This window comes from Streptomyces sp. NPDC048516, from assembly GCF_043199875.1.
GTDB lineage: Bacteria > Actinomycetota > Actinomycetes > Streptomycetales > Streptomycetaceae > Streptomyces.
The window spans coordinates 1-12735 of the sequence record NZ_JBICWS010000041.1; the positions used below are offsets into that span (position 1 = coordinate 1).

General features: G+C 72.9%; 12 protein-coding genes. 4 read left to right on the forward strand and 8 right to left on the reverse strand.

Features of this window, described 5'->3' with window-relative positions; all coding sequences use genetic code 11:
* A partial coding sequence (locus tag ACGFR7_RS36655; protein ID WP_393328186.1) for an Ig-like domain-containing protein occupies window positions 1-489 on the reverse strand: 489 nt, incomplete at its 3' end.
* Between the two features lie 776 nt (window positions 490-1265).
* Window positions 1266-1439 carry a hypothetical protein gene (locus ACGFR7_RS36660; RefSeq protein WP_393328189.1) on the reverse strand — a complete coding sequence of 58 codons (174 nt, stop codon included), beginning with the start codon at window positions 1437-1439 and terminating at the stop codon, window positions 1266-1268.
* Window positions 1440-1547: 108 nt separating this feature from the next.
* Here ACGFR7_RS36660 and ACGFR7_RS36665 point away from each other — a divergent pair, with 108 nt between their 5' ends.
* On the forward strand, window positions 1548-1880 hold the full coding sequence (locus ACGFR7_RS36665; protein WP_393328192.1) for a hypothetical protein: 333 nt from the start codon (window positions 1548-1550) through the stop codon (window positions 1878-1880).
* A 152-nt stretch (window positions 1881-2032) separates the two neighbouring features.
* On the opposite strand, the gene ACGFR7_RS36670 is transcribed toward ACGFR7_RS36665, so the two are convergent.
* The gene (locus ACGFR7_RS36670) at window positions 2033-2656 is read right to left on the reverse strand and encodes a hypothetical protein (protein WP_393328195.1); all 624 of its coding nucleotides are present in this window, start codon (window positions 2654-2656) and stop codon (window positions 2033-2035) included.
* A gap of 83 nt (window positions 2657-2739) precedes the next feature.
* Here ACGFR7_RS36670 and ACGFR7_RS36675 point away from each other — a divergent pair, with 83 nt between their 5' ends.
* A complete protein-coding gene (locus ACGFR7_RS36675; RefSeq protein ID WP_393328198.1) occupies window positions 2740-3456 on the forward strand; it encodes a VIT family protein in 717 nt (238 codons plus the stop codon).
* A gap of 149 nt (window positions 3457-3605) precedes the next feature.
* Here the strand turns inward: ACGFR7_RS36675 and ACGFR7_RS36680 are convergent, their stop codons facing one another.
* The 4 genes from ACGFR7_RS36680 to ACGFR7_RS36695 form a co-directional block, all read right to left on the reverse strand.
* A complete protein-coding gene (locus ACGFR7_RS36680) occupies window positions 3606-4718 on the reverse strand; it encodes a P1 family peptidase (RefSeq protein WP_393328201.1) in 1113 nt (370 codons plus the stop codon).
* Window positions 4711-5562, reverse strand: a complete 852-nt coding sequence (locus ACGFR7_RS36685; RefSeq protein ID WP_393328203.1) for a L,D-transpeptidase family protein — start codon at window positions 5560-5562, stop codon at window positions 4711-4713. Before ACGFR7_RS36685 ends, ACGFR7_RS36680 begins: the two co-directional genes overlap by 8 nt.
* A 492-nt stretch (window positions 5563-6054) precedes the next feature.
* Complete coding sequence (locus tag ACGFR7_RS36690) at window positions 6055-7212, reverse strand: low temperature requirement protein A (RefSeq protein ID WP_393328206.1); 1158 nt, start codon at window positions 7210-7212, stop codon at window positions 6055-6057.
* Window positions 7213-7489: 277 nt separating this feature from the next.
* Entirely contained in the window at window positions 7490-8521 is a 1032-nt protein-coding gene (locus ACGFR7_RS36695; RefSeq protein WP_393328209.1) for a methyltransferase, read from the reverse strand.
* 212 nt (window positions 8522-8733) lie between these two features.
* Here ACGFR7_RS36695 and ACGFR7_RS36700 point away from each other — a divergent pair, with 212 nt between their 5' ends.
* Window positions 8734-10092 (forward strand): amidohydrolase, encoded by a 1359-nt coding sequence (locus ACGFR7_RS36700; protein WP_393328211.1) that lies wholly within the window; start codon window positions 8734-8736, stop codon window positions 10090-10092.
* 142 nt (window positions 10093-10234) lie between these two features.
* A complete protein-coding gene (locus tag ACGFR7_RS36705) occupies window positions 10235-11314 on the forward strand; it encodes a MerR family transcriptional regulator (protein WP_393328214.1) in 1080 nt (359 codons plus the stop codon).
* A 203-nt stretch (window positions 11315-11517) separates the two neighbouring features.
* Here the strand turns inward: ACGFR7_RS36705 and ACGFR7_RS36710 are convergent, their stop codons facing one another.
* Window positions 11518-12732: an FAD-dependent oxidoreductase gene (locus ACGFR7_RS36710; protein ID WP_393328217.1), complete on the reverse strand. Its 1215-nt coding sequence runs from the start codon at window positions 12730-12732 to the stop codon at window positions 11518-11520.
* Window positions 12733-12735: the final 3 nt, after the last annotated feature.

The following is a 12735-nucleotide window of genomic DNA, read 5'->3' on the forward strand; positions in this document are numbered from 1 at the left end:
GGCGTCCTTCGCGTTCGCCACGATCTTGTACTTGGTGCCGCGCTCCAGCTGGGCGCCGGGCTTCCAGGACGAACCGTCGGACGATATGGCACCGGTGACGTCCTTGCCGGAGTCCGCCTCGGTGAGCTTCACATCGGTCAACTTGCCACCGGTGACCTTCACACCGGTGTCGTTGATGCTGGCGTTGGTGGCGCCGTCCTTCGAGGAGACCGTGATCTTGGCGTCCGAGGCGTCCTTCTTGGCCGCGGCATCCGCACCGGCCTGGCCGTTCTTGCCGTCGTCATTGCCGCCGGCCGAGGCGTCCCCGCCACAGGCCGACAGGGCCAGCGCACCCGCTGCGAACAGGGCGGTGACGGCCAGAGTGCGGCGCATCCGGCGGTGCGGGCGCGGCGCACCGGATGCCGGCTGCTCGGCTGACTGGAGCAGCTGGTGCGGAGTGCGGGACCGAGCGGGTGCGGGGTTGTCCGGCGATGTCACGAGCTGCTCCATACAAGGGTGTTGTGATTCCGTGCTGGTAAACAGCACCTACGGGCAGATTTGGTTGCGGGTGGGGCCCGGTTGTGACGAAGGTCACATATGCAAAGGGAGGGGTTGGTCGGCCGGTCCCGATAGCCAGGTTCGCAGTGGCGCGCCGTGTTCGTCCAGGCGGGGTGGAGCGGAGGGTTGGGACACCGGCGTGGCCGAGAGGCGGAGTGAGCTGGTGACTTGGGGCGCACGGCCCTCGCCGACGGAGATTACCGGATCGAGATCCAGCTGCCCCGCCAACTCGAAAGCCCCGGAGAGGCCGTTGGCCGGACGCGGGGCATCGCCACCGGGGCCGGCCGCTCGGTCCAAGCGGGCGGGGTGCCGGCGGGCAGGGGGTTTTCCGGTGCTTTGATGAGATTTGTTCTGTTTGTACCCGGTCTCGATTGCGGGCGAACCGGACGCCCCCGCTGAGCTCCGGTGTGCTCAGTACCTGCGTCGGCGCCCGGAATTGACGGTCGTTCCCCACGGCCACCGCGAGAAGCTGCCCCCCTGGAAGGCTGGCGTCTCGTGCGGGGCGATGCTCGGATGGCGGCTGTCCATCGGTCCCGGACCGTGGCCGGTGGCCAGGTAACCGGAGGTCTGGTTCACCAACGAGCCCAGTAGGGAAGAGAGCGGAGTCACTTCCGTCAGCTGCCCTGGCAGGCACGGACGCGGTGGCGGAGCGCGCGGCGGGGATAGCTGTGGCGGCGCCCTTTGCGTTCAGGGCGCCCATCAGGGCGGCCCTGCCTTCCGGGCGCCCATCAGGGCGGCCCTGCCTTCCGGACGTTCATCAGGGTGACCCCTGCCTTCAGGGAGCCGGTGACGGTGCGGTGCGCCAGGCCGGGGCCGGCGGTGCGGGTGGCGGTGTGGTCCAGGCCGTACGCGGCGAGCGACCGGATGTGCCGCGCCGTGAGGGGAATGTAGCGAAATGTCATAGGAGATGCGTCACTTCGGGACTTAAGTCCCAAGATCCCCTGTCGGACGGCCTGGCGTGTGGTGTCTACTGGCTCTGCCCCAGCGCCTCATCCGTCCGGGAGGACCGCATGCTCCCCTCCGCTTCGATTCTGCAGCAGATCGGCCTCGGCGTGTTGCTGGCTGTGGCCATCGTCTGGGTCGTCGGGCTGGCCAGAGTGCTGCACCGGGGGCGGTACGAGTCGGCCATGTGGCGTGATCAGCGGGAAATGCGGGCCCGGTACGCGCCGCGCGGGCGCTTCGCCCCGCCCTCCCCGGAGGGCCTGCCCGCACAGCCGGGGCTGCTCGGTTCCGTGCCGCGCCAGACCGGGCCGGCCGGGCCGCCGGCGGAGTGCGTGGAGCTGAGCGCCGCCGAGCGTGCGGCGTTCGAGGGTCTCGTACGGCAGCTGTCCAGCCGGAGTTGAGCGGATAACCGGCCCCGGCCCCGGTTTTCGTCCCAGGCCCCGGTTTCGTCCCCGGCCCAGGCCCCGGCCCCGGTTTCGCCTCCGGCCCGGTCTCGGTACGCACCGCCCTCGGTACGCCCCGCTCTTGGTGCACCGCTCTCGGTGCACCGCTCTCAGTGCACCGGGCCCAGCCGCAGCAGGGCCAGCGCGGTCAGCATCTGCACCGATACCGCCGCCGCCGACTTCCACGTCGACAGATGGTGCTGGCCGCGTATCAGCAGTACGGCAAGGACGTAGCCGAACCCCCAGGTCGTCCAGGTCGCGGCCTGGACGAAGGTGGCATCGGTCGGCAGCCAGGCCGCTATGGCCATCCGCGGCAGATCCGTCACCCAGAAGAGCACGATGAACAGGCTTGCCGTGGGCGCGAAGCGACCTATGCCGCCGAGCGTCCGGGCGATGGCGTGGGCGACCGAGCCCAGCGCGAGACTGGCGGCCAGCACGCCCGCCTCGCCCAGCCCGAGGAGCTTCAGCGCCGCGGCGTGATCGACGGCCCACTGGGTGTGGAAGGCATCCACCGACAGCACCCCGATGCCGCCGCTGATCAACGAAAGCAGCACCGCTGCGCTCCAGGCACTGCGGTCCCGTGCCTCGTCCAGCACCTCCACCGGGCGGTACCAGAGCCCGAATATCAGCTGGTGCCACCACAGTCGGCGGCGTGGTGCCGGCCCCCGGGGAGCCGGCTGGACGAGCGTGGGCGGTGGCGGCTGGGGAGGCGGGGAGGGGGGTGGTGCGGACATAAGCCGTTTCTACCACCGGCCCATTGGAGGCGGGGCGGTGGCGTCGGGGGAGGCACAGCTGGTGCGGATGAAATGCTCTGCCGATGACTGCGCAGACACCGGACCACGACGAGGCACACGGCGGCGGGCTCGGCAGCCGGCTCAACTGGCTGCGGGCGGCGGTACTTGGTGCCAATGACGGCATCGTCTCCACCGCCGGACTCGTCGTCGGAGTGGCCGGAGCCACCGATTCCCGTGGCGCGCTGCTGACCGCGGGGCTGGCCGGACTGCTGGCCGGGTCCATGTCGATGGCGGCCGGCGAATACGTATCGGTCTCCACCCAGCGGGATTCGGAGAAGGCCGCGCTCGCCCAGGAGAAGCGGGAGCTGGCGACCGAGCCGCAGGCCGAACTCATCGAACTGACGGAGATGCTGGAAGGGAAGGGACTGAACGGGCAACTGGCCCGGGAGGTCGCCGAGCAGCTGACCGAGCACGACGCGCTGCGTGCCCATGCGGAGGTGGAGCTGGGGATCGATCCCGATGAGCTCACCAATCCCTGGCATGCGGCGGGGGCGAGTTTCCTCGCTTTCACGGCGGGCGCGTTGCTGCCGTTGCTCGCGATTGTGCTGCCGCCGGCCGCCCAGCGGTTGTGGATCACGGTGGTCGCGGTGCTGGCGGCGCTGGCGCTGTGCGGCTGGAGCAGCGCCCGGCTGGGGGCCGCGCCGGTGGGGCGGGCGGTGTTGCGGAATGTGGGCGGGGGCGCCGTGGCGATGGGGGTGACGTATGCCGCGGGGTCGGTGCTCGGGGCGGTGGGGGTGTGACCGGTCGGGTGGTGCTCGGTGCTCGGCGGCCGGCGCGGTGGGAGGGTGAACATCGGCACGGACGGCGGCCGTCCGCGGATTTCCGCGGATCAGCCAGTCCCGTACCGGATCAGCCAGTCCCGTAGCGGATCAGCCAGTCCCGTAGCGGATCAGCCCGTCCCGTAGAGGTCCCGGTACGACAGGAAGACCCCACCGGGGCCGTCCACCGTTTCCGCCTCCCGGGCGGCCCGGACCACGGCGCGGGTCAGGACGTCCGCGCCGGCGGACAGGATCTGGTTGAGGGCCCCGGCCTCGGCGTGCACGTCGAACGCCGCTTCGGCGCGGGCCTCTTCGGGGGCGAGCGGGCGCGTCGCGGTGGACAGCGCGAAGACCGTGTCGCCGTCGGACAGGAGATGGACAGGACGGATCGCGCGGGCCAGCCCGTCGTGGGCGGTGCCGGCGAGCTTGAGGGCCTGGGCTCGGGTGAGGGCGGCGTCCGTGGCGACCACGGCGAGGGTGGTGTTCAGCGGCGGGCGGACGGACGCGGCAGAGCGGGCCCGGGATATCTCCCCGGCCTCGGCCAGCCGGCGCGCGGCGGCGGCGTGCACCTCGGGGGAGGGCAGGGCCGACGGGCTTTCGTACAGCCGGCCGTAGAGGGCGCCGGTGCGCGGGTCGGCGAAGGAGCCCGCGGCATTGACGGCGGCCAGCGCGGCGACGGTGGCGCCCGAGGGGAGGACCGCGCTCGCGGTGCCGATGCCGCCCTTGAGGCCGCCGGCCACCGCGCCCGTGCCGGCGCCCGCATTTCCCTGGGCGACTGGGGCGCCGGGCGCGGTGTCCGCCGCGGCTGCGGCCGCCGCCCGGCCCAGTGCGGCGTCCGGGCGGGCCCGCCAGTCGCCGCCGCGCCCCAGGTCGAAGAGGGCCGCGGCCGGCACGACCGGTACGACCTGCGCGGGGTCGGGGCCGACGCGGAAACCGCGGCCCCGCTCCTCCAGCCACCCGGCGACACCGGACGCCGCGTCAAGACCGAAGGCACTGCCACCGGTCAGCACCACCGCCTCGATGCGCTGGACGAGGTTGCGCGGGTCGAGCGCGTCGGTCTCCCGGGTGCCGGGGCCGCCGCCGCGTACGTCGACGGCCGCGACGGCGCCGCCCTCGGGAGCCAGGACGACGGTGGTGCCGGTGAGGTACCCGTCCCCGGTCCGCTGGGCGTGGCCGACCCGGAGGCCGAGGACGTCGGTCAGCGCGTCCTGCGGCCCCGCGGGGCAGGGCGGGTGCTCAGTCATCGGCGGGTGCTCGGTAACCGGCCGGTCCCATCACGATGACCGGGTGCAGGTCGGGGTCGAGGGTGCGCAGCAGTTCCTGCATCACCTTGGGCTTGAGGCTCACACAGCCCTGGGTGGGGCCGTCGTGGTCCACATGCAGCCAGACCCCGCCGCCCTTGGCGTCGCCCCACGGGCGCTGCTGGTCCAGGGGAGAGGTGCCGGCCTCCCGGTTGTAGTTGATGGCGATGACGTAGTCGAAGGCGCCGGCCAGCGGCTCGCCCTCCACTCCGGTGCCGTCGGCGACAAAGCTGCTGTTGTGGTCGTAGGGGAGTTTGGTGTCTCCGGGAGCGGCCAGCAGACCGCCGGCGTCGGTGAGCGAGAAGACACCGATGGGGGAGCGCAGATCGCCGTAGCGGTGGTCGTCCGTCCAGCCGTGCGCGGCGTTGTGCGCGGACCAGGTGGGGCCCGGCTCCCAGTCGTCGGAGCCCTCTTCGCGGGTGTAGAGGACGACACGGGACTCGAAGGAGTCCATGCCCTTGCCCGTGACGACCAGGGCCTGCCGGGAGTCGGCCGGTATCCGCTTCCGGGCGGCGTCGCTGAGGCCCGGGATGGGACGGCCCGCGGGGGGATTCGGTGCGGCGTTCGGGGCGGATTTCGCGGCGGACACGGGGACGCGTGGCGTGTCCGGGCCGGAAGCCGTCGAGGACGTGGTGCTCTTGGCGTCGGTCCCGCTGTTGTGGTCGTCGCCCGACGCGGGCCACGCCCACAGGGCGGTGCCGACCAGCGTGGAGAGGGCGAGACCGCCCACGGCCTTGCTGCGCCGGGACAGTCTCGTCCGCGCGCGGGACTGAGCGTGGCGGGCCATGGCTGGCGTCTCCTCAGGTGCGGACGGTGGTCGGTCCCCGGGGCTTTTCTGCGGCTCTTCCCCAGGGCGCCCCTGTCATAAAAAGGGCAATCTGCACCCTACCGCTTCAGAGTCGGCGCGCCTCCGCTGGCCCCGGTGCGCGGTGGGGAACAAGGGCACCAAGTGGCGGGAAGTGGGATCCATTGGTGGGTAATTGACGGGGTATGGCGCGGGGGTGGCGCCGAGGGCTCCGCTGGTGAGGGGGCCCTCCGGCGCAGGAGTCGAAGATGGCCGAATCTGATGCAGGATCAGGGTGGTTGCGGAGGTTTGCACGGCCGTTCGGCACGCTTATGGGGGAGGCGGGGAGAGGCTCGCGGGAGCGCCGGGAGGCCCGTGCGGGCCCGCTTGCCGAGATCCGTGCCGGGGCGCTCGCCGAGATGGGTGACGTGGCGGCGCTTCTGCTCCACCGGTGCCGTGCCCTGACGGGATGTGAGCAACACGCCGGGCGTGCTTCTACTCCACCGGCGCGGCGCCCTGACGGGATGTGAGCAACACGCCGGCCGCCACCGTGCCGGAAGCCACCAGACCGGCCGCCAGAACCGCCAGGTGCCCGGCGAAGGTGCACGCCAAGGCCAGGAGCGAGGACACCGGAAGGACCAGCTGTTGTGCCGCGCCGCGTTTGTGATGCCGGGAGTGGATCAGCCACACCGTCATCATGAACAGGGCGGCCGGCACCGTGACACACGCGGCCGCCGCGAACGCCGACAGATGCGCCCTGCCGAACGCCTCCTCCACCGCGATCTCGATGCCCGCGCCCACCGCGGCCGCCGAGCCGAACACCAGGTAGTGGCCGTAGCCCCACAGGAACGACTGCCGGTTCGAGCGCAGGTGACGGTGGATGGGGACCGCGAAGTAGATCCAGTACGCGGCGAAGACCAGCAGCAGTCCGCCGCCCGCGATCGGCAGCAGGACGCTGAGCTCGTCATTCGCGTCCAGCGCCGACTGCACGGCGACGGTGGCCGCCGCGACCGTCTCGCCCAGCACGATGAGGGTGAACAGGCCGTAGCGCTCGGCGATGTGATGGGGATGCCAGGCCGTCTGCCGCTCCCGCTCGGCCAGCGCGGGGACGGCGAGCTCCAGCAGTCCCACGACGACGAACACCCAGGGCACGTCCCCCTTGGGCAGCGCGAGCAGGCCCAGCCAGCCGACCTGGCACACCGTCACCCCGAGGGCGTAGCGCAGGGCGGTGCGCCGCTCCGCGCCCCGGCCGGCGAGTGCGGCCCGCAGCCACTGGGTAACCATGGCCAGCCGCATCACCACATACCCGCACCAGATGACCTTGAAGTCGCTGTGGGCGAAGGCACGCGGTACGCCGGCGGCCAGGACCAGCACCCCCGCCATCTGGACCAGGGTCACCACGCGATAGAGCGGGTCATCGGTGTCGTACGCCGAGGCGAACCAGCTGAAGTTCATCCAGGCCCACCAGATGGCGAAGAAGATCATCAGGTAGCCGGAGATGCCGTGTCCCGGGTGCCCCTCGGTGAGCGCATGGGCCAGCTGCTGCCCGGCCTGGGCGATCGCCACGACGAAACACAGGTCGAAGAAGAGCTCCAGCGGGGTGGCGGCGCGGTGCTGCTCGTCGCGGCGGCGCGCCCGCATGAGGACCGGCACGTCAGCTCCTCTCCTCGGCCGGTGCGGCCGGCATCAGTACAGCGCGGGCGGACGATGCCGCCCATGAGGGGAGCGGGGTGCGGCGTGTCGGGGCGTCGTGAGGGGAGTGGGGTGCGGCGTGTCGGGCCACCCGTGAGGGAGCGGGCGCGGCGTGTCGGTCCGCCTCCGAGGAGTTGGGGGTGCGGCGTGTCGGTCCGCCTCCGAGGAGCTGGGGGCGCGGCGTGGCGCGGCATGTCGTGTCGTGTCCGTGTGTCCATGTGTCCGTGTGTGCCTGTGGCTACTCGGCAACCGCCTCCACGATCGAGGGGAAGGCCGGCGTGGGCAGCACCCGTGTCAGCCGGAACCCGCCGGCCGACAGCAGGGTGGCGAACTCCTCCGCGGTCCGCTCCCGCCCGTCGACCACCGCCATCATCGCGACGTCCAGGGTCTTGCCGAAGTGCGGGGCGTTGGCCGGCGGCAGTACGGCATCGATGACCAGCAGCCGGCGGCCCGCGGCCATCGCCCGGTGGCAGGTGCGCAGGATGCGCAGGCAGGCCTCGTCCGGCCAGTCGTGCAGGACGTGCTTGAGGACGTAGACGTCGCCGCCCTCCGGCACGGACGCGAAGAAATCGCCCTCCTGGGTGCGCCAGCGGCCCTTCAACTCATCGCCCTCCAGGAGGTGGTGGGACAGCGGCGGCGCCTGGTCGAAGAGCACGCCGGTCAGTTGCGGGTGGCGGCGCAGCGCGGCGCGCAGCAGTCCGCCGCGGCCACCGCCGACGTCCACGACCGTGCCCACCGCGGGGAACGGGTACACCTCGGCCACCGCCGCGTCGACCGGGGCGGACACGGAGGACATCCCTTCGTCGAAGACCCGCCGGGTGGCCGGATCCGTCGTCAGATGCTCGAAGAGGGGTGCCCCGAAGAGTCGTTCGAAGGACGCGCCCTCGTGCCGTACGGCCTCCGGGAGGGCGGCCGAGGTCCGCAGGAACAGCTCGTCGGTCGCCATCATGACGGCCGGGTGCAGCGAGTCGGGGACGTCGGCGCGCAGGGGGGCGGCGGCCGGCGTCAGGTGGTAGGCGCCCGCGGCGTCCTCCCGGAAGAAGCCGCGGGTGGCGAGGTAGCGCAGGACGCGGCGCAGCTGCGGGGCGTGGGTGCCGGTGGCGGCGGCCAGCTGCTCGGGGGTGCGCGGGCCCGCGGCGAGGTGGTCGGCGAGGCGGTGGTGTGCCGCGGTGCGCAGGGCGGCGGAGAAGACATGGCCCATGGCCTGTTCCATCAGATGAGCCGCGAGGTCGCGGGGCTCGCCGGTCGGTGGGGTGGAGGAACTGGCCAACGTCGGCCTCCAGTCGTCGGTTTGGGCGTGCTGGTCACGGCCACGGGCAGGGTGATCCACGGTTGCAGTCACGGGCTTCGGTGTCACGATCGGGCGTCGCGGCACCCGCGAAGTCCGGCCAGGGCAGGGCGGCGTGCCCCTACGGGGCGGCTCCGGGTCGGGTGCGGGGCAGACGCTCGGCGCGGGGCGGAGATCCATGGTCGAATGCGTGTATGAGCGACAGCGACACGACAGGCACGACCGGCCCGACCGATGACGCCGAGCACAGTGACGACTCCGCCGCCGTCCTGGCCCCTCTCGACGACCGCCTCGCGGACCTCGTGGCCCTCTACGAAGACCTGCACCGCCACCCCGAACTCGGCTTCCAGGAGACCCGTACGGCCGCCGAGGCCGCCCGCCGGCTGACCCGCTGCGGCTATGACGTCACCACCGGCATCGCCGAAACCGGCGTCGTCGGCGTGTTGCGCAACGGCCCGGGACCCGTGGTCCTGCTGCGCGCCGACATGGACGCGCTGCCCGTCACGGAGAACTCCGGCCTGGACTACGCCTCCACGGTCCCCGGCCGGATGCACGCCTGCGGGCACGACGTCCATGTGACCTGCCTGCTGGGCGCCGCCGACCTGCTCGCGGCGGCCCGCGACCGCTGGTCCGGCACGCTGGTCGTGCTCTTCCAGCCCGCCGAGGAGGTCGGCAGCGGTGCCCGCGCCATGCTCGACGCCGGTCTCTACACCAAGGGCCTGGTCCCCACGCCCGATGTGGTGCTGGCCCAGCATGTCGCCCCCTTCGGCGCCGGGCTGATCGCGTACTGCCCCGGACCCTGTATGGCCGCCGCCGACAGCCTGGAGATCACCTTCCACGGCACCGGCGGCCACGGCTCCCGGCCCGAGACCACCGTCGACCCGATCCTGATGGCGGCGGCCTTTGTGCAGCGGGTGCAGTCCGTGGTGGCCCGTGAGGTCGCGCCGAAGGACCGGGCCGTGGTCAGCGTCGGCTCCTTCCAGGCCGGGGACACCGCCAATGTCATCCCCGACCGGGCCGTCGTACGGCTCAGCGTGCGCACCTTCGACGAGACGGTGCGCACGGCCGTACTGGCCGCCATCGACCGCATCGCGCGCGGCGAGGCCGCCGCCTCCGGTGCGGACCGGGCGCCCGAGACCGAGGTCCTGGATTCCTTCCCCGTCACCGTCAACGACGCCGCGACCCTGCGGCAGGTCAATGAGCAGTTCACCGGACTCTTCGGCGAGCAGCGGCTGTTCGCCTACGAGCCGGCCACCGGCAGCGAGGACGCCGGACTGCTGGCCACCGCCGCCGGGGCACCGCTCTACTACTGGTGGCTGGGCGGCTGGGACCCGGAGGAGTTCCAGGCGGCGCTGGCCGCCGGGCGGCTGGCCCAGGACATCCCCTCCAACCATTCGCCGCACTTCGTCCCGGTGGTCCGGCCGACCCTCACCATGGGCGTCCAGGCGCTGACCGCCGCGGCGCTCAACCAGCTGGCCCGCGCGGACACGGACATGGACCCGGCGGAGACGACGGACCGGGTCGGCCGCGGCGGGGCGGCGGCCGCCGTTTGACCTTGTCCTTGGGGGAAGCCCCAGCATCGGCCGTGCCGGGCGAGGCGCCCGGTACGAGGAGGGCGGACGGGTGGACCGAGGGGCGGGCCGAGGGGTGGACCGAAGGCCGGACCGAAGGCCGGACCGACGGGTGACCGGAGGCGTGGGCGACGCGCCCTGCGGGGACGGTGAGCTGCTGACCATCGGGGCGTTCGCCCGCGCCTGCCGGCTCTCGCCGAAGGCGCTGCGGCTCTACGACGAGCTCGGCCTGCTGACCCCGGACCGCGTCGACCCGCGAAGCGGCTACCGCCACTATGCCCCGGCCCAGCTGGAGCGGGCCCGGCTGGTGGCCTGGCTGCGCCGGCTCGGTATGCCGCTGGCCCGCATCCGCGAGGTGTGCGAACTGGCGCCGGACGCGGCAGCCGGGGCGGTCGCCGCTTACTGGGCGCAGGTCGAGGCCGACACCGCCGCCCGCCGGGACCTGGCCGCCTTCCTCGTCGACCAGCTGTCCAGGAAGGACACCGTCATGACCGATCCGCTCACCCCGGTGACGATGCGCTGCGCCGCCCTGACCGATCAGGGGCTGGTGCGCCCGGCCCAGCAGGACGCCGCCCACGCGGGACCACAGCTGCTGGCGGTGGCCGACGGCTACGGCCCCCGTGGCGGCCCCGCCGCGACGGCCGCGATCGCGGCGCTCAAGGACCTGGAGCACCGGGATCTGGCCTCGGCGGATCTGCCGGCCGTCCTGGAGGAGGCGGCCCATCGCGCACACCGCGCCGCCCCGGCGGCCAACGAGGCATCCGGCAGCACCCTCACCGCGCTGCTGCGCTCCGGCTCGCAGCTCGCGCTGCTGCACATCGGGGACTCGCGCGCCTACGTCCTGCGCGACTCCGGCCTCTTCCGCATCACCCACGACCACAGCCTGGTCCAGTCGCTGGTCGACGAGGGCCGCCTCACCCCCGAGGAGGCCTCGTCGCACCCCCAGCGCGCGCTGCTGCTGCGGACGCTGGGGGGCGGCACCGCGTTCGCCCCTGACCTGCAACTGCTGGAGGTCCGGCCCGGGGAGCGCTATCTGCTGTGCACCGACGGCCTGACCTCGGTGGTGCCGGCCGAGACGATCCAGGACGTGCTGACCACGGCCGACGGCCCCGACCAGGCCGTACGGGAGCTGATCCGACGAGCCCGCGAGGCGGGGGCGCCGGACAACGTGGCGTGTGTGGTGGGGGAGATCAGGGCGGCGTAGGACGGAATCCGGCGCGGCGGCCGCCGACCTCCTCGGACGGCTGCCGGACGCTCCCTGCGTACGGGCCTGGGCCCGTACGCCGTCCCGGAGCCGCTGCCGCGAAGCCGCTGCCGCGCAGCCGCCGCCGCCAGGCCACTTGCCCGAAGCCGCTCCCGCTGAGCCGCGCCCCCCCCTGGATCCCTGCCGCTGAGGAATCCCCGCCCCTAGGCCAGACCCTTGAGCATCCCCTTGAAGTAGAGCTGCGGCAGCCCGTAGCGCTTGAGGAACCACATGTCGGTGCGTTCCCGGGTGGTGTCGATGAAGGGGACCGAGGGGGTGGGCCGCAGGTCGTAGTCGAACTCGGCGAGCAGCATCTTGTGCCGGGCGGTGACCAGGGGACAGGAGGTGTAGCCGTCGTAGCGGGTGGTGGCGGGGCGTCCGCGCAGCTGGGCGAGGAGGTTGGCGACGACGACCGGCGCCTGCTTGCGGATCGCGGCACCCGTTTTGGACGTCGGAAGGTTGGCGACATCGCCGAGCACGAACACGTGGGGGAAGTCAGGGTGTTGCAGGGTTTCCCGGTCGGCCTTGACGTACCCGAAGGGGGAGTCGGGGTCGGCCAGTGGACCGTCGGCCAGCCACTCGGGGGCGCGCTGCGGCGGTACGGCGTGCAGCAGGTCATAGCGGACGGTCTCGTCCTTGCCGGTGGTGTGGTCGGTGATCACTGCCTCGCGCGCCGCGCCGTCGAGCCGGGTCATCTCGGAGCTCAGCCGCACCTCGATGCCGTACCGCCGGGCCGTTTCCGTCAGCGCGCGGGAGAAGACCGGCACCTTGAACATCGCAGGCTCCGGGAGTACCAGGATGGTGCGGATCGCGCCCAGCACGCCGCGCTTGCGCCAGTGGTCGGCCGCCAGATACGCGATCTTCTGCGGGGCGCCGCCGCACTTCACCGGCCCGGACGGCATGGTGAACACGGCCGTCCCGCTGCGCATCCGGCGGATCAGATCCCAGGTGAGCGGGGCGAGATCGGGCCGGTAGTTGCTGCTCACCCCGCCGTGGCCGAGGGCCGTGGCCAGCCCGGGCACGCCGTTCCAGTCGAGCTGCAGGCCGGGGGCGAGCACCAGCCGCCCGTAGGAGAGGACCCGGCCGGAGGCGGTGGTGACCGTACGGGCGGCCGGGTCGACGGCGGTGGCGCGCTCCCGCAGCCAGCGCACGCCGGGCGGTATGACCTCCGCCTCGGTGCGCAGCGCGGAGCGCAGCGGGGCCTGTCCGCCGCCGACCAGCGTCCACAGCGGCTGGTACCAGTGCGTTTCGGACGGCTCCAGCAGCGCGATGTCCCGGACACCGGCGCGGCGCAGCCGGGCGGCGACGGTGATGCCTGCGGTGCCGCCGCCGACGATGAGGACCTGGTGGTGGGACGGGGCAGCGGGTGCGGGGGCCATGTG

Excerpts from the sequence above, each read along its gene's own strand:
- ACGFR7_RS36710 (WP_393328217.1), bottom strand. The coding sequence starts at position 12,732 with ATGGCCCCCGCACCCGCTGCCCCGTCCCACCACCAGGTCCTCATCGTC.
- ACGFR7_RS36665 (WP_393328192.1), top strand. The coding sequence starts at position 1,548 with ATGCTCCCCTCCGCTTCGATTCTGCAGCAGATCGGCCTCGGCGTGTTG.
- ACGFR7_RS36680 (WP_393328201.1), bottom strand. The coding sequence starts at position 4,718 with ATGACTGAGCACCCGCCCTGCCCCGCGGGGCCGCAGGACGCGCTGACC.
- ACGFR7_RS36660 (WP_393328189.1), bottom strand. The coding sequence starts at position 1,439 with ATGACATTTCGCTACATTCCCCTCACGGCGCGGCACATCCGGTCGCTC.
- ACGFR7_RS36685 (WP_393328203.1), bottom strand. The coding sequence starts at position 5,562 with ATGGCCCGCCACGCTCAGTCCCGCGCGCGGACGAGACTGTCCCGGCGC.
- ACGFR7_RS36670 (WP_393328195.1), bottom strand. The coding sequence starts at position 2,656 with ATGTCCGCACCACCCCCCTCCCCGCCTCCCCAGCCGCCACCGCCCACG.
- ACGFR7_RS36675 (WP_393328198.1), top strand. The coding sequence starts at position 2,740 with ATGACTGCGCAGACACCGGACCACGACGAGGCACACGGCGGCGGGCTC.
- ACGFR7_RS36700 (WP_393328211.1), top strand. The coding sequence starts at position 8,734 with ATGAGCGACAGCGACACGACAGGCACGACCGGCCCGACCGATGACGCC.